The 16,033-nt window shown below is 74.4% G+C and carries 15 protein-coding genes; 7 read left to right on the top strand and 8 right to left on the bottom strand.

Annotated features, from left to right (window positions below):
* The first annotated feature begins 12 nt into the window (after window positions 1-12).
* From AB0C22_RS09905 to AB0C22_RS09885, 5 genes are all read left to right on the top strand, one after another.
* Window positions 13-1,359, top strand: coding sequence for an aldehyde dehydrogenase family protein (locus AB0C22_RS09905; RefSeq protein ID WP_357534865.1), 1,347 nt, complete (start codon window positions 13-15; stop codon window positions 1,357-1,359).
* A gap of 5 nt (window positions 1,360-1,364) precedes the next feature.
* Window positions 1,365-2,132 (top strand): 3-oxoacyl-ACP reductase, encoded by a 768-nt coding sequence (locus AB0C22_RS09900; RefSeq protein ID WP_219468438.1) that lies wholly within the window; start codon window positions 1,365-1,367, stop codon window positions 2,130-2,132.
* Window positions 2,133-2,203: 71 nt separating this feature from the next.
* Window positions 2,204-2,884, top strand: coding sequence for a gamma-glutamyl-gamma-aminobutyrate hydrolase family protein (locus tag AB0C22_RS09895; RefSeq protein ID WP_208569366.1), 681 nt, complete (start codon window positions 2,204-2,206; stop codon window positions 2,882-2,884).
* Window positions 2,885-2,944: 60 nt separating this feature from the next.
* A complete protein-coding gene (locus AB0C22_RS09890) occupies window positions 2,945-3,496 on the top strand; it encodes a pyridoxamine 5'-phosphate oxidase family protein (protein ID WP_219468441.1) in 552 nt (183 codons plus the stop codon).
* 174 nt (window positions 3,497-3,670) lie between these two features.
* Complete coding sequence (locus AB0C22_RS09885; RefSeq protein WP_357534503.1) at window positions 3,671-7,345, top strand: SpoIIE family protein phosphatase; 3,675 nt, start codon at window positions 3,671-3,673, stop codon at window positions 7,343-7,345.
* A gap of 22 nt (window positions 7,346-7,367) precedes the next feature.
* On the opposite strand, the gene AB0C22_RS09880 is transcribed toward AB0C22_RS09885, so the two are convergent.
* Entirely contained in the window at window positions 7,368-7,682 is a 315-nt protein-coding gene (locus tag AB0C22_RS09880) for an STAS domain-containing protein (protein ID WP_219468445.1), read from the bottom strand.
* A 92-nt stretch (window positions 7,683-7,774) separates the two neighbouring features.
* Here AB0C22_RS09880 and map point away from each other — a divergent pair, with 92 nt between their 5' ends.
* Entirely contained in the window at window positions 7,775-8,632 is an 858-nt protein-coding gene (gene map / locus AB0C22_RS09875; RefSeq protein ID WP_219468448.1) for a type I methionyl aminopeptidase, read from the top strand.
* Entirely contained in the window at window positions 8,629-9,345 is a 717-nt protein-coding gene (locus AB0C22_RS09870; protein WP_208569298.1) for a VIT1/CCC1 transporter family protein, read from the top strand. Before map ends, AB0C22_RS09870 begins: the two co-directional genes overlap by 4 nt.
* A 169-nt stretch (window positions 9,346-9,514) precedes the next feature.
* Here AB0C22_RS09870 and AB0C22_RS09865 read toward each other — a convergent pair whose 3' ends face one another.
* The 7 genes from AB0C22_RS09865 to AB0C22_RS09835 all read right to left on the bottom strand — a co-directional run bounded on the left by AB0C22_RS09865 (window position 9,515) and on the right by AB0C22_RS09835 (window position 16,026).
* On the bottom strand, window positions 9,515-10,246 hold the full coding sequence (locus AB0C22_RS09865) for a nucleotidyltransferase domain-containing protein (RefSeq protein WP_308291054.1): 732 nt from the start codon (window positions 10,244-10,246) through the stop codon (window positions 9,515-9,517).
* Window positions 10,243-10,722 carry a nitroreductase family deazaflavin-dependent oxidoreductase gene (locus AB0C22_RS09860; protein WP_208569299.1) on the bottom strand — a complete coding sequence of 160 codons (480 nt, stop codon included), beginning with the start codon at window positions 10,720-10,722 and terminating at the stop codon, window positions 10,243-10,245. Before AB0C22_RS09860 ends, AB0C22_RS09865 begins: the two co-directional genes overlap by 4 nt.
* A 69-nt stretch (window positions 10,723-10,791) precedes the next feature.
* Window positions 10,792-13,512: an ABC transporter permease gene (locus AB0C22_RS09855; protein WP_357534499.1), complete on the bottom strand. Its 2,721-nt coding sequence runs from the start codon at window positions 13,510-13,512 to the stop codon at window positions 10,792-10,794.
* Between the two features lie 239 nt (window positions 13,513-13,751).
* The gene (locus tag AB0C22_RS09850) at window positions 13,752-14,489 is read right to left on the bottom strand and encodes an ABC transporter ATP-binding protein (RefSeq protein WP_208569300.1); all 738 of its coding nucleotides are present in this window, start codon (window positions 14,487-14,489) and stop codon (window positions 13,752-13,754) included.
* Complete coding sequence (locus tag AB0C22_RS09845) at window positions 14,486-15,073, bottom strand: PadR family transcriptional regulator (RefSeq protein ID WP_088645558.1); 588 nt, start codon at window positions 15,071-15,073, stop codon at window positions 14,486-14,488. Before AB0C22_RS09845 ends, AB0C22_RS09850 begins: the two co-directional genes overlap by 4 nt.
* Window positions 15,074-15,130: 57 nt before the next feature.
* Window positions 15,131-15,580 (bottom strand): ferritin-like domain-containing protein, encoded by a 450-nt coding sequence (locus AB0C22_RS09840; protein WP_208569301.1) that lies wholly within the window; start codon window positions 15,578-15,580, stop codon window positions 15,131-15,133.
* The gene (locus AB0C22_RS09835) at window positions 15,577-16,026 is read right to left on the bottom strand and encodes a hypothetical protein (protein WP_208569302.1); all 450 of its coding nucleotides are present in this window, start codon (window positions 16,024-16,026) and stop codon (window positions 15,577-15,579) included. Before AB0C22_RS09835 ends, AB0C22_RS09840 begins: the two co-directional genes overlap by 4 nt.
* Between the last annotated feature and the right edge of the window lie 7 nt (window positions 16,027-16,033).

The following is a 16,033-nucleotide window of genomic DNA, read 5'->3' as shown; positions in this document are numbered from 1 at the left end:
GGCGTGACGCAGGTGGTCGATCCGGCTAGTGGGGATGTGGTGGGGGAGGTGGCGGCCACCGGGCCGGGGGAGGTGGATGCGGCTATCTCGCGGGCGGCTGTTGCGTTCGAGGCGTGGCGTCAGGTTGCGCCGGGGGAGCGGGGGCGGGTTCTGCGGCGGTTCGCCGGGCTGGTGGACGCGCACCTGGAGGAGTTGGCCCAGCTGGAGGTGCGTAACTCCGGGCACACCATCGGTAATGCGCGGTGGGAGGCGGGCAACGTCCGTGACGTGCTCGACTACTACGCGGGGGCGCCGGAGCGGCTGACCGGGCAGCAGATCCCGGTGCCCGGCGGCTGGGACGTCACCTTCCACGAACCGCTCGGCGTGGTCGGGGTGATCGTGCCGTGGAACTTCCCGATGCCGATCGCCGCCTGGGGTTTCGCCCCCGCGCTGGCCGCCGGCAACACGGTCGTGCTCAAGCCCGCCGAGCTGACCCCGCTGACCGCGCTGCGGCTGGCGGAGTTGGGGCGCGAAGCCGGCCTGCCGGAGGGCGTGTTCACCGTGCTGCCCGGTCGCGGCGACGTGGTCGGCGAACGGTTCGTCACCCACCCGGCCGTGCGGAAGGTCTGCTTCACCGGCTCGACCGAGGTGGGCACCCGGATCATGGCCGGCTGCGCCGCCCAGGTGAAGCGGGTCACCCTGGAGCTGGGCGGCAAGAGCGCCAACCTGGTCTTCGCCGACGCCGACCTGGAGAAGGCGGCGGCCACCGCACCGTACGCCGTGTTCGACAACGCCGGGCAGGACTGCTGCGCCCGCTCCCGGATCCTGGTTCAGCGCCCGGTCTACGACCGGTTCCTGGAGTTGCTCGAACCAGCGGTGCAGGCGCTGCGGGTGGAGGACCCGGCCGCCGAGACCGCCGAGATGGGCCCGCTGATCTCCGCAGCCCACCGGGACCGGGTCGCCGGCTACGTCGACGGCGCGACTGTCGCGTTCACCGGCACCCGCCCCGACGGCCCCGGCTTCTGGCACGCGCCGACGGTGCTGCTCGCCGACTCCCCGGCCGACCGGCACTGGCGGGAGGAGATCTTCGGGCCGGTCGTCTCGGTGCTCCCCTTCGACGACGAGGCCGACGCGGTCCGGCTCGCCAACGACACCGAGTACGGCCTGTCCGGCTCGATCTGGACCCGGGACGTCGGGCGGGCGCTGCGGCTGGCCCGCGCGGTGCAGGCCGGCAACCTGAGCGTCAACTCGCACTCCTCGGTGCGCTACTGGACCCCGTTCGGTGGGATGAAGCGTTCCGGGCTCGGCCGTGAGCTGGGACCGGACGCGCTGCACGCCTTCACCGACGTCAAGAACGTCTTCATCAGCACAGAGGAGTGAGGCGCGTGCAGGGTCGGCTACAGGACCGGGTCGCCGTGGTGACCGGGGCGGGCAGCGGGATCGGGTTGGCCACCGTGCGGCGGTTCGCCGCCGAGGGGGCCCGGGTGGTCTGCGTCGACATCGACGACGAGGCCGGCGGGCGGGCCGCCGAGGAGGTCGGCGGCGAGTACGTGCACACCGACGTCGCCGACGAGGCGGCCGTCCGGGACCTCTTCGACGGGGTCGTGCAGCGGCACGGCCGCCTCGACGTGGCGTTCAACAACGCCGGCATCTCCCCGCCCGACGACGACTCCATCCTCGACACCGGCCTGGACGCCTGGGAACGGGTGCTGCGGGTCAACACCACGAGCGTCTACCTGTGCTGCAAGTACGCGATTGCGCACATGCGCCGGCAGGGCAAGGGCTCGATCATCAACACCGCCTCGTTCGTGGCGCTGATGGGGGCGGCCACCTCGCAGATCGCGTACACCGCGAGCAAGGGCGGGGTGCTGGCGATGACCCGGGAGCTGGGCGTGCAGTTCGCCCGGGAGGGCATCCGGGTCAACGCGCTCTGCCCCGGCCCGGTCGCGACCCCGCTGCTGATGGAGCTGTTCGCCGCCGACCCGGAGCGGGCCGCCCGTCGGCTGGTGCACGTGCCGATGGGCCGGTTCGGCGCACCGGAGGAGATCGCCGCCGCGGTGGCGTTCCTGGCCAGCGACGACGCGTCGTTCATGACCGCCGCGCAGTTCGTGGTCGACGGCGGCATCACCGGCGCGTACGTCACCCCCCTGTGAGCGGGTCCGATCGGCCCGCCCCGGCGGTCCGTGCCGCCGGGCGTCGGGAGACCGGCCGGCGGGCGCGTCCGCTGATCGGCATCACCGGGTACGTCGAGCCGGCGAGCTGGGCCGTCTGGCGGGACGTGCCGGCGTCGTTGGTCCCGCAGGCGTACGTCCGCTCGGTGACCGCCGCCGGGGGGCGGGCCGTGGTGCTGCCCCCGGACGAGCTGGACGCCGACGTGGTGGACGTGCTCGACGGGTTGCTGCTGGCCGGCGGCGCGGACGTCGGCCCGCAGCGCTACGGCCAGCCGGTGGACCCGCGTACCGAGCCCCGCCCCGACCGGGACGCCGGGGAGTCGGCCCTGCTGGCTGCCGCCCTCGCCGTGGACCTGCCGGTGCTGGGGGTGTGCCGGGGCATGCAGTTGCTGGCCGTCGCGTACGGCGGGTCGTTGCACCAGCACCTGCCGGACGTGGTGGGTCACGACCGGCACCGCCCCGCCCCGGGGGTGTACGGGGCGCATCCGGTGCGGTTCGCGTCGGGGACCCGGACGGCGTCGGTGCTGGCCGGGGTGGACCGGGTCAACTCGTACCACCACCAGGCGGTGGCCGATCCGGGGCGGCTCACGGTCACCGGCTGGGCCGACGACGAGGTGGTGGAGGCGGTGGAGGACCCGGCGCGACGGTTTCTGCTCGGGGTGCAGTGGCATCCGGAGAACGACGACGACCCGCGCCCGGTTACCGCCCTGGTGAGGGCGGCCCGGGACCGCTGACGCTTCCTGCCAGGTGGGAAATCTGTCTCGAAATGCGGTCGGCGGCGGGAGGATGGCAGCATGGGGACCGTATATCCGGCGCTGGACGGGCGACTGCGGGAGTTCGTCGAGGCGCAGCCGATGTTCTTCGTCGCCACCGCGCCCACCGGCGGTGACGGGCACGTCAACCTCTCCCCCAAGGGCATGCGGGGCACCTTCGTCGTGCTCGGCCCGCACCGGGTGGCCTGGCTCGACTACCACGGCAGCGGCGCGGAGACGATCGCCCACCTGCGGGAAAACGGCCGGATCACGCTGATGTTCTGCGCCTTCGACGGCCCACCGAAGATCGTCCGACTGCACGGGCGGGGCGTCGCCACCCCGGTCACCGACCCCGACTTCGCGGCCCGGCTGGCCGACTTCCCCGAGCCGCCCGACGTGCACGCCGTCCGCGCGGTGATCGGGGTCACGGTGCAACGGGTCAGCGACTCCTGCGGCTACGCGGTGCCCCTGATGGACTATCGCGGCGACCGCGACCTGTTGCTCACGTCACACTCCCGACGGACCACCGAGGATCTGGTCACCTACCGCGCGACCAAGAACGCAGCCAGCATCGACGGACTCCCGGTCTTCTGAGCCCACCCCCTCACCGTGCGCTGTCGGGCAGATGACGGCAGGATGAGGCGAGAGTTACCAGCGTCCGTCCGAACCCGTGCGTTACGTTCCTGATCCGTCGGGGTAGAAGACGGACGCGACCGGCGTCAGCCGAGGCGTTCTGGGGGGCACGACCGGCCGAAGCAGGGGGCGCGGATGAGCTCGGCCCGTGGGGGCGAGGACGGACGAGGGCTGTCCGCCCTGTCCGCCGACCGCACACTCCCGCCCTGGCTGGCCGGGGCGTTCACGGCGGGCGGCGAGATGGGTCGCCGGCTGCGCGGGCACGACTGGGCGGACAACCCGATCGGCCCTCCGGACACCTGGCCGGCGGCGCTGAGCCACGCCATCGGCATGATGCTCTCCTCGCGGGCCCAGATCGTGCTGTTCTGGGGCCCCGACCAGCTGGCCTTCTACAACGACACCTACCGGCCCACCATCGGCGTCAAGCACCCGCAGGCGCTCGGCCGGCCGGCCCGGGAGCACTGGGCGGAGACCTGGGACGTGCTCGGCCCCCTGCTCGACGGGGTACGCCGCACCGGCGAGTCCTACCGGGGGGAGAACCACCCGTTCCTGCTCGACCGGCACGGCTTCGTCGAGCAGGTCTACTTCGACATCTCCTACGACCCGATCCGGGACGACGACGGCAGCGTCAACGGTGTCTTCTGCTTCGTCAACGAGACCACCGGGCGGGTCATCGGGGAACGCCGGCTGCGGGCCCTGGCCGAACTCGGCTCCCGGCTCGGCGCGGCGAGCAGCATGACCGAGCTGGGGCAGGCCACCGCCGCCGTGCTCGACGGGCACCGGGCCGACGTCCCGTTCGCCCTGATCTATCTCACCGACGAGACCGGTCGGCCGGTACCGGCCGGGGTCAGCGGCGTCGACCCGGACCAGGTGCCGGCCGAGTTGCCGACGGTGCTGTCCCGGGTCGCCGCCGGTGGGGCCGGCACCGAGATCGAGGTGGCCGACCTGTTCGGCGCGGTACCGGACGGCGTCTCCGACCGGGCCCTGGTGCTGCCGCTGACGGCCACCAGCGAGCCCGCCGGGGCACTGGTCGTCGGCCGTAGCTCCCGCCTGCCGTGCAACGACGAGTACCGCGACTTCGTCGGCCTGATCGCCGCGCAGGTGTCCCGGGTGGTCGGCCAGCAGCGGGCGTACGAGCAGGAGCGGGCGCGCGCCGCCGAACTGGCCGCGCTGGACCGCGCCAAGACCAACTTCTTCGCCAACGTCAGCCACGAGTTCCGTACCCCGCTGACCCTGGTCCTCGGCCCGCTGGAGGACATGCTGGCCGATCCGACGCTGCCCACGGCGCACCTCGACCGGCTGACCGTCATGCACCGCAACGCGCTGCGCCTGCTCAAGCTGGTCAACACGGTGCTCGACTTCTCCCGGCTGGAGTCCGGCCGGCTGGCCGCCCACTACCAGCCCACCGACCTCGCCGAATACACCTCCCGGCTGGCCAGCACCTTCCGCTCCGCGACCCAGCGGGCCGGGCTGCGGCTCGTGGTCGACTGCCCGCCGCTGCCCGCGCCGGTCTTCCTGGACCGTGACATGTGGGAAAAGATCGTCTTCAACCTGCTCTCCAACGCGCTGAAGTTCACCTTCGACGGCGAGATCCGGGTCCGGGTGGTCGCCGTCGCCGGCGCGGCGCGGCTGGAGGTGACCGACACCGGGGTCGGCATCGCCGCCGGGGAGGTCCCGCACGTCTTCGAGCGGTTCCACCGGGTGCCGGGGGTGCGCTCGCGTACCCACGAGGGCACCGGGATCGGCCTGGCCCTGGTGCGTGAACTGGTCGACATGCACGGCGGCGCGGTGGCCGCCACCAGCCGGGTCGACCACGGCACCACCTTCACCGTGACCGTCCCGTTCGGTTCGGCGCACCTGCCGCCCGACCGGGTCGCCTCCGCCGCGCCGCTGCCCACCACCGAGTCGTCACAGGCGTCGCTCTACGTCGCGGAGACCGCCCTGTGGACCGACGGGTCCGACCCGGCCGGCGACGGGTGGTCCGCCCCGGTCACCGGCGACCCGGGCCGGGCGGGCCGGGTCCTGCTCGCCGACGACAACGCCGACCTGCGCGAACACGTCACCCGGCTGCTCAGCCCCGAGTACGAGGTGGTGGCCGTACCGGACGGCGTGGTGGCCCTCCAGGAAGCCACCGGGAGCCCGTTCGACCTGGTGCTCACCGACGTGATGATGCCCCGGCTGGACGGTTTCGGCCTGGTCACCGCGTTGCGGGCCGACCCGCGCACCCGGCACGTGCCGATCGTGCTGCTCTCCGCGCGGGCCGGGTCCGCCGAAGCGGTCGCCGGCCTGTCGGTCGGGGCCGACGACTACCTCACCAAGCCGTTCTCCGGGGCGGAGCTGATCGCCCGGGTCCGGGCCAACGTCCAGCTGGGTCAGCTGCGGGGGCAGATCATCCGCCGGCTGCGGGCGCTCGCCGACGCCGCCGTGGCGGTCAACACCGCGAAGTCGACCGCCGAGGTGGTCCAGGTCGCCGCCCGGCATGCCCTGCGCCTGGCGGAGGCGGCCCGGGTGTCGGTCACCACGGTCACCGGCGCGCGGCACGAGGCCGACGGCGGCGGCACCGCGCCTGACCAGCCGTCCCAGGTGCTGCCGTTGACCGGCACCACCGGTGGGCAGCTCGGCGAGCTGCGGGTCTGGCGTCGCGAGGGCGACGGCACCGACCAGGCGGCCGTCGCGGAACTGGCCCGGCTGGTCGGGGTACGACTGGAGAACGCCCAGCTCTACGAGGCCGAACACCGGATCGCCACCACCCTGCAGCACAGCCTGCTGCCCCGCTCGCTGCCCCAACTGCCCGGAGCCGTGGTGGCCAGCCGCTACCTGCCCGGCAGCACCGACGTCGAGGTCGGCGGTGACTGGTACGACGTGATCGGCATCGGCGACGACGAGGTGGTGCTGGTCATCGGCGACGTGGTCGGCAAGGGGGTCGGGGCCGCCGCGGCGATGGGTCAGCTGCGCAACGGCCTGCGGGCGTACCTGCTGGAGGGCTACGACCCGGGGCAGTCGTTGACCCGGCTCAACCGGCTGGTCGGCTCGACCGAACGGCAGTCGTTCGCCACCGTGTTCTGCCTCTCCTTCTCTCCCCGCACCGGCCGGCTGCGGTACGCCAGCGCCGGTCATCCGTCCCCCCTGCTGATCCGAGGAGACGACGTGGCATTTCTGCACGAGCGGGCCCTGGGGCCGCCGATCGGTGCGATCGCCGGCACCGACTTCCGCACCGTCGAGGGTGAACTCGCCCCCGGCGGTCGGCTGTTGCTCTATACCGACGGGCTGATCGAGGACCGGCAGGCCGGCATCGACGCGGCGCTGGCCCAGCTGCGGGCGGACGCCGGCACCGGCGGTGAGCACGTCACCGACCTGGTGGACGCGGTGGTGCAACGGGTCGACGGGCGCAACCGGCACGACGACGTGGCGGTGCTGGCGCTGGAGGCCGCCGAGCTGAACCGCTTCACCCTGCGGCTGCCCGCCGACCCGACCCGGCTCAGCGTGCTGCGCAAGCGGCTGGAGGACTTCCTGGTGGCGCACGGCGTGGGGGAGAACGACCTGTTCGACCTGATCGTCGCCGTCTCCGAGGCCGCCGCCAACGCCATCGAGCACCCGGTCGCGCCGGTGGAGCCGACGATCGGGGTCGAGGTGTCGATCGTCGACCACACGGTGGTGGCGACGGTGCGGGACAGCGGTCGCTGGCGCGAGTCGACAGGGGCCGGGTTCCGGGGCCGGGGCCTCGCGTTGATCGAGGCGCTGGGCGAGCTGACGGTACGTCGTACCGCGGAGGGGACCGAGGTGTCGCTGCGCCGCCGGCTGGCCGACTGAGCCGGCCCGGCGCGGCCCCGGGTCAGACCGGGCGCAGCCACTCCTGGTCGCCGAGGCCGGAGATCTCCAACACCCGGTTGACCTGCCGGGACGGGAACACCGTCAGGGCACCGGGAAACCGGCGGGCGAGCTGGACCACCGCGTGGATGGCGGCGGAGTCGAAGAAGGTCACCGCGCGCAGATCCAGGGTGACCTGCCGGGCCGGCTCCCGCAGCGCGGTCTGCACCATCGTGTCGGCGGTGGCCATGTCGACCTCACCGGTCACCGTGACGTGGACGTGGTCACCTGCCAGCTCCGCGCTCGCGGAGAAAACGGGAGATACGCCCCCTAGATCCACGAAGCCACAATGGCACAGCCCGGTGGGCACGGCAACAACCGACGGGCCGGCCACGCCACGGCCCGCCGACCGCCCGGAGATAGGCTGTCGTCATGACCGTTCGTGCCCCGCTCACCCCAGGCACGCTCTCCCCCTGGCGAGCGGTCCCTGGCCACATCGCCCGACCGGAGTACGTGGGCAAGAAGCAACCCCGGCAGTGGCGCGGCTCGCACGTGCAGACCCCGCAGACCATCGAGAAGATGCGGGTCGCCGGCCGGTTGGCGGCGCAGGCCACCCAGCTCGCCGGTGAACACTGCAAGCCGGGGGTGACCACCGACGAGATCGACCGGGTGGTGCACGAGTTCCTCGTCGACCACGACGCCTACCCCTCGACGCTGGGCTACAAGGGCTTCCCCAAGTCCTGCTGCACCAGTGTCAACGAGGTCATCTGCCACGGCATCCCCGACTCCACCGTGCTCGCCGACGGCGACATCGTCAACGTCGACGTCACCGCCTACCTCGACGGGGTGCACGGCGACACCGACGCCACCTTCTGCGTCGGCGAGGTCAGCGAGGAGGCCCGGCTGCTTGTCGAACGCACCCACGAGGCGATGATGCGGGGCATCCGGGCGGTCCGCCCCGGCCGGCAGATCAACGTGATCGGCCGGGTCATCGAGTCGTACGCCAAGCGGTTCGGCTACGGGGTGGTGCGCGACTTCACCGGCCACGGCATCGGCGAGGCGTTCCACAGCGGCCTCTACGTGCCGCACTACGACAGCCCCCGGCCCACCGACATCATGGAGCCGGGGATGACCTTCACCGTCGAGCCGATGATCACCCTCGGCACCTACCAGTACGACATGTGGGACGACGGGTGGACTGTCGTCACCAAGGACCGGAAGTGGACGGCCCAGTTCGAACACACCATCGTCGTCACCGACGACGGTCACGAGATCCTCACCCTGCCGTGACCGACACCCCGGCCGCCCTGCGGGAGGCCCACCACGCGGACGTGTCCGGCGGGTGGCTGCGGCCTGCCGTCTTCGGTGCGATGGACGGGCTGGTCACCAACATCGCGCTGATCGCCGGCGTCGGCGGCGGCGGCGTCTCCGCGCACAGCATCGTGCTCACCGGCACCGCCGGCCTGGTCGCCGGCGCCATCTCGATGGGCCTGGGCGAATACACCAGCGTCCGCTCGGCCAACGAACAGGTCGCCGCCGAGGTGGCCAAGGAGCGCCGCGAGCTGGAACGCCACCCGGAGGCGGAGGCCCGCGAGCTGTCCGACGCCTGGGTGGCCCGGGGCCTGCCCCGCGACCTGGCGAACCAGGTCGCCGAGGCGGTACGCCGCAACCCGGAGGAGGCGCTGCGGGTGCACGTCCGGGAGGAGTTGGGCGTCGACCCCGACGAACAACCCAGCCCCTGGGCGGCGGCGATCTCGTCGTTCCTCTGCTTCTCCGTCGGCGCGCTGATCCCGCTGCTGAGCTACCTGCTCGGCTCCACCAGCCTCGCGTTGGCGCTCGCCGTCGGCGGGGTGGGGCTCTTCGTGGCCGGTGCGGTCGTGGCCCGGTTCACCCACCGCCCTTGGTGGGCGGGTGGGCTGCGGCAGCTGCTGCTGGGTGCGGCGGCGGCCGGCGCGACCTACCTGATCGGGATGCTCATCGGGGTCCAGGGCGGTCTCGGCTAGACCGTCGCCGCCGGCAGGGTCGCTCGTCGTGGCCGACCCGTTGATCCGCCGGTGCCCGGTGCCCGGTGCCCGGTGCCCGGCCCGGTGCCTGGCCCGGTGCCCGGTGCCTGGCCCGGTGCCCGGTGCCTGGCCCGGTGCCCGGTGCCTGGCCCGGTGCCCGGTGCCCGGCTCAGCGGGTGAGCAGGTCGTCCACCGTGCCGTCGACCGGGCGGCCCCGGGCGGCCAACTCCTCGGCCTGCCCGGTGAGCACCCGACCCACCTCGGTCATGTCCGCGCCGGCCAACCCGGTACGCCGCACCGCGTCACCCGGGTCCCGGAAGTAGGTGCGGCCGAGCAGGCCGCTGACCGTGGCCGCCGCCAACCGGGCCTCGCCCAGCATCACCAGCGCCTGATCGGTCTCGTACCACTCGGCGAGCCGGGCCGCCCGGGCGTGCGCCGCCCAACCCCGGAACCAGGCGTCCCGCGCGGCGGTGCTGAACTCCGCCGGCCGGGCCCGCGCCAACCGGCCCAGGTGCTCGTCGCGCAGGGTGCGCAGCCAGCCGGTCGGGTCGTACAGCGCGACGGTGGTGACGTAGCGGTCGGCGGTCAGCGGCCAGGCCGGGGTCAGCGTCCGGGCCCGCCGCAGGTGCTCGTCGGCGTCGGTGACGGTCAACTCGACCAGCACCCCGTCGATCCGTCGGGTCGACGTCGGCGGCCCACCGCCCACCCGGTAGGTGACCAGCAGCAGCCCGACCTCGGCGTCCCCACCGCCGTCGTCGTCGCCGTGCGCCAACGGCCCGTGCACGGCCACCGCGAGGACGTCCGCCGGGAAACGTCGCCGCGCCGCGTCGGCCGTCCGCCCGGCGACCTGCCAGCGCGGATCGTCCAGGTCCACCCCGGTCGCCGGCTCCGGCCCGGTCACGGCAGGTCGGCACCGGTCGGGACCAGCCGGAAGATGTGGATCTCCCGGCCACCGGCCCGCTGCACGTACGTGCGGTACGCCGGCCACTCGGTGACCAGCAACTGCCAGAGCCGCTCCCGCTCGGCCCCGGTGGCCAGATCGGCCCGCACGGTGAGCCGACGACCCTTGACGGCCACCTCCGCCCGGGGCCGGGCACGCAGGTTGAGCACCCAGCCCGGCTGGCGCGGCTGGCCCCAGTTGGAGCCGATCACCACGAACCCCTCGCCGTCCGGCACATACAGCAGGGGGTTGCTGCGCGGCAGGCCGGAGCGGTGCCCGGTGGTCGTGATGATCAGCGAAGGGACCAGGCCCAGCGCCACCACCCGACCCCGGGTGAGCCGCCCGACCATCCGGTCGACGGGGACCAGTAGGCGCATGGTGGCACCGAACCACTCGTGGTGACCGAGCCGGCGGGTGAGGGTTCCGATGACGGGCACCCGGACAGTCTGCCTGGTCGACGCGGTGTCCGCACCCACCGACCCGGCCACCGGCTCCCGGCGGGCCGCTCAGTCCAACCGGCGTTCGACCGCGAGGCGGGACCGGGTCAACAGACCGGCACCGAGCATCGCCACCAGCGGCACCACCACCAGCACACCGAGGGTCTGCCAGGGCACCACCACCGGGTACGGCGACTGGGCCGGCCAGGTCTGCGCATACTGGCGGTTCATCGAGGTCAGGATGATCAGGGCGGAGCCCAGCCCGGCCGCGATGCCGAGCACCGAGCCGACCACGGCGATCACCCCGGCCTGGCAGAGGGACAGCACCCGGCGTACCCGGGGACTGGCCCCCACCGCGGCGAGCGTGGACAGGTCCCGGCGGCCCTCCGCCGCGGCGAGACCGGTTGCCACCCCGGCCGCGCCCAGGGTGATCATCCCGGCACCGGCGGCCAGCAACAGCAGCACCGGCCGCTGCTGCGAGCGGGGCGGACCCTGTTCGGTCTGCACCGACACCGGCAGCAACGGCCGCAGGGCGGTGACCACCCGGTCGAGCTGTGCGGTGGTCGGCGTGGTCCGGGTGTCGACGGCGAAACCGGCCGGCTCCGTGCGCAGGCCGACCCGGGCGGCGGCGGCGGGGGAGAGCACCATCCGGTCGACCGGCAGCCCGTCGCGCAGCAGGTGACCGGGGAGGGTGACGCTGGTCGCCACCGACGGGCGGGAGTCGCCGACCCACCGTTCGACCCGGACCGTCACCTGACCGTCGACCAGGTAACGGGGATCGGTCACCACCACGCCACCGGCGTGCAGCACGACGGCCGCCGCCGCCACCTCGGCCGCCGGCGCACCGCTGAGCACCCCCAGGACGGCGCCGTCGTCCACCATGGCGGGCAGGTAGAAGCCGCTGACGATGCGGACCGGCGGGACGCAGCGCGGGTCGGCCAGCGCCGCACGGCGGACCTCGGCCGTACCGTAGGACTCCGCGTCGTACGGGCAGGCCCGGTCCTCGGGCAGCACCGCCGTGACCGTGCAGTAGTCCTCCGGGCGTTGCGGGTCGACGCAGCTGGGCACCGCCACCGGCAGCACCGCGTCGGTGCCCAGCTCGGCCCGGACCCGCTCGGTGATCAGCGGTAACGGGGGCAGCGGGCCGGTGCCGTCCCGGTCGGCGCGCAGCAGCAACACCTGGCCCGGCGGCATCCCCGGTTGCCAGTCGGCCCGGTCGCGGGCGTCGTTGCTGGCCACGTAGACGCCCAGGGCGACGCTGCCGGCGACGGCGGCCATCACCGCGGAGATGGCCGGAGCGGCCGACGAGCGGTTGCGGCTGGCGTCGCGCAGCGCGATACGGGGCGCGGGCGGCAGCAGCGGACCGAGCCGGGCCAGCAGACCGATCAGTGCGGGCGTGCAGAAGACCAGGCCCAGCTCACCCAGGACCAACCCGGCGAGGATCACCGGGCTGTCGCCCCTCGCGGCACCCAGCGCGGCGGCCCCGCTGCCCAGCGCGGTCAGCGCCACCCCGAGGAGCAGCCAGCGGCGGCGGTGCGGGGGTGCGGTCCGGCGACCGGCCAACCCGGCCGCCACGTCCTGCCGGGCCGCGGCCAGCGCCGGGGCGAGCGCGGCCAACACCCCGGCCAGCACCGCGACCGCCGCGATCGCGACGAGCGCCGCCGGGAAGACCCGGTAGCCCCCGCTGCGCGCCCCCAGCAGGTGCTCCTCGACCAGCGACCGACCGGCGAGCGCGGCGGTGACCCCGAGCAGCAGCCCGCACGCCGCCCCGAGCCCACCGAGGACCACCCCGTCGGCGAGCACGATCCGCCGCAGGTGCACCGGGTCACCGCCGGCCACCGCGACCAGCGCCAGGTCCCGCCGCCGCCGCCGGACCCCCACCGCGAAGGCCGGGCCGACCAGCAGGACGACCTCCAGCAGACCGAGGCCGCCGACCAACACCGTGTTGCTCGCCAGCACCGGATCGGGCAGGTTGAGCGTCGACCCGTCGGGGGACCGGGCACCCGGCACCGGGTCCCGGGCGCTGACCAGGATGCCGTGCGCGTTGAGCCGGTCCACCAGCGCGGCGTCCAACGGGCCGGGAAGGTCGACCAGCCAGCTCTCGTCGTAGCTCCGCCCGTCCCGGGACGACCCGGTCGGCGTCAGGGCGGCGATCTCCCCGAGCTGGTCGGGAAACTCCACCACACCGACCACCCGCCACCGGCGGGTGCCGTCGGCCGCGTCGACCGACCCGCCCACCCGTACGCCCATCCGGGCGGCGGCCTGCGCGCTGACCGCGACCTCGTCGGGTGCGGTGGGGACCCGCCCGGACCGCAGGCGCACCATCGAGCGGGCCAGCGGGTCCGTCAGGTCCAACGCCCGCCCGTCGATGGTCCTGGTCCGGTCGCCGATCCGCACCTCGAACGGCACCCACCAGGTGACCCGGCTGGCCCGGCTGCCGGCCGGCAGGAGCGCCTCGACCTCCGCCCGACCCACCGGCCGTTCCCGGGCCACCAGGTCACCCGTGCGGGCCCAGTTCGTGTCCCCCCGGGAGTCCTGGTGGAGCGGGTTCTCCGCCACCCAGTGCAGCTCGACGTCGGCGGCACCGACCCGCTGGACGAAACTCTCCTCCGGGGTGAGCTCGGCCATGTCGTAGGTGACCGCGACGAAGCTCAGCACCAGTACCGGCAGCGCGATCATCGTCAGCACCAGCGCGGTGCGCCCCCGTGCCCGCCAGGCCTCCCGCCGGGCGATCCGCAGCGCGGCCCGCCAGGACCCGAGCGTCCCGGCGAGCCGACCGGGCAGTCCCACCGGGCCCCCCGCGTCGGGGTGGGCCGGCCGGGTCGCTCTGCCGGCTCCTGCCGGCCGGGCCGGGTCGTCGGGGTGAGCCGGGTTCTCGGGGTGAGCGGGCCGGGCCGGGTGAGCGGGGCGGGCCGGGTGGTCGGGGCGGGCCGGGTGAGTGGGGCGGGCCGGGTCGTCGGGCCGGGCCGGTGGGGTGCGGGCGGACAGGCCGTCGGGGCCGGAGGGTCCGTCCGGATGGGACGGGGCGCTCACCGGCCGATTCCGGAGAGCAGGTGCTCGACCCCGGCCAACGGCGCGGTGGAGTCGACCATGACACCGTCGCGCAGGAAGACCACCCGGTCGGCCCAGCCCGCGTGCCGGGCCTCGTGGGTCACCAACACCCCGGCCGCCCCCGCGTCGACCCGGCGGCGCAGCAGGTGCAGCACGGCCTCCCCGGTCTGCGAGTCCAGGGCCCCGGTCGGCTCGTCGGCCAGCACCAACCGCCGCTCACCGACCAGCGCCCGCGCGATCGCCACCCGCTGCTGCTGCCCCCCGGACATCTGGTCGGGGAAGCGCGCACCGAGCCCGCCCAGGCCGACCTCCTCCAGTGCCGCCAGGGCCGCCCGCCGGGCCTGCCGTACGCCGACCCCGTCGAGTTCCAACGGGAGGGCCACGTTCTCCGCGGCGGTGAGGCTGCCGAGCAGGTTCAGATCCTGGAAGACGTAGCCGATCCGGCGACGGCGCAGCCGGGCCAGCCCCCGCCCGTCGAGCGTGCCGAGGGCCTCCCCCTCGACCAGTACCTCCCCGCCGGTCGGCCGGTCGAGCCCACCGGCCAGGGTGAGCAGGGTCGACTTGCCCGAGCCGGAGGGACCCATCACGGCCACCAGCTCGCCCGGTCGTACGGTGAGGCTCACCCCGCGCAGCGCGTGCACGGCGGCCTCCCCGCCCCCGTGGGTGCGGTGGACGTCGCGCAGTTCGAGCACCGCGCCGTCGTCGGGGCCGGTCACCGGTGTGCCTCCTCGTCGGCCCGCTCCACCACCTCCGGCGGTGACCCGCTGCGGGCTGTGGGTGCCGCCGGCCGGTGCCGGACCAGGCTGGTCTCGCAGTGGTCGAGCCAGCGGATCTCCGCCTCGGCCTGGAACATCATCGCGTCCAGCACCAGTCGCCAGGGCAGGTCCTCCGGCCGGTCGCTGGTGTACTTGAGCCGGGTCAGCTCCTGCAACGTGCGCATGGTCGCGCCACGCTGGGTCTGCACCACCGCCCGCACGTCCACCCCGGGGGTGGTCAACGCCAGGGCCAGCTTGATGGACAGCTCGTCGCGGGGGCGGTCGTTGCGGCTGATCGGGGTGACGAACCACAGCGCCAGGTCCGCCCGCCCGGCGTCGGTGATCTCGTACGGCCGCTGCCCGCCCTCGTGCTCGGGCAGCGAGCGGACCAGGCCGTCGCGTTCCAGCCGGTTGAGGGTGGTGTAGACCTGACCGATGTTCAGCGGCCAGGTGGAGCCGGTCGACTCCTCGAACGCGGCCCGGAGCTGGTAGCCGTACATCTGGCCGCGCTCCAGCAGGGCGAGCAGGCCGTGACGGATGGACATGCGACGGAGTATGCATACCCCGTATGCGGACCGCAACCGCAGGGTACGGGCGGTGGGTCAGGTGGGACTGCCGGGGAACGGGACGGTCAGTGGGGTGAGGCCCGCGCTGCGCCGCCAGCGGGTGGCCCGTACCGCGCAGTCGGTCAGCGCGTTGAGCGCCCGGGTGCGGTCCGCGCCGGTGGTGACCGGCAGCGCCGCCCGCCAGAACGCCGCGGTGCGCTCCTCCACCTGCACCGCCAGCCGCAACGCGGCGGCCCGGTCGGTGACCGGGAACGGCAGGGCGTAGCCGGCCTGGTCGGGGGGGACGGTGCCGCCGGTGGCGCTGAGCTGGAGCACCAGCGCGTCGCGTCGGGACCGGTGGGCCGCCTCGGCGGTGCGGGCCGCCCGCCGGTCGGCGTCGGTGAGTCGTACCCCGATCGGGCCGTAGGCGTAGATCGCGGCGTACTCGGCGGCCAACGCCCCGGCGAGCGCGTCGCCGGGGGTGGCGGGGGCGGTGCGGCGGTTCACTTCAGTGCCTCCAGGTGGGTGGCCCGGGCGGCGGCGATCGAACCGAGCAGTGCGGCCCGGTCACCCGGCGCGGCGGCGCACGCCTTGGCCGCGTTGTCCCGGCCGCTCTGCTCGGCGGTCCGCAACCCGGCCAGGAGGGCGCTGCGGGTGCCTTCCCCGGCGCTCGGAGCCGGTGTCGCCGGACCGGACGGCCCGGGGCGGCCGATCAGCCGGCGCAGCTCGTCGGCGTGCGCCGTGTGCGCCTCGGCGATCGGGGTGAGCCGGTCGGCGAGCCCCGGGTCGGCGGCGATCGCGGCCCGGTGCCGGGCGGCCAGTGCCCGGGCCTCGTCCGCCAGGGGTTCCAGCGGGTCGGGCGGCGGGCTGGGCTCGTCCCGGTCGAACAGCGCACAACCGGTCAGCGGCACCGTGGCGGCACCGACCGCCAGAAGTGCGCCGGAGCGCAGCACCGTACGT

Origin of the sequence: Micromonospora sp. NPDC048894 (genome assembly GCF_040649765.1) — a bacterium.
Taxonomy (GTDB): domain Bacteria; phylum Actinomycetota; class Actinomycetes; order Mycobacteriales; family Micromonosporaceae; genus Micromonospora; species Micromonospora antibiotica.
This window is presented reverse-complemented; position numbering and strand designations above follow the sequence as displayed.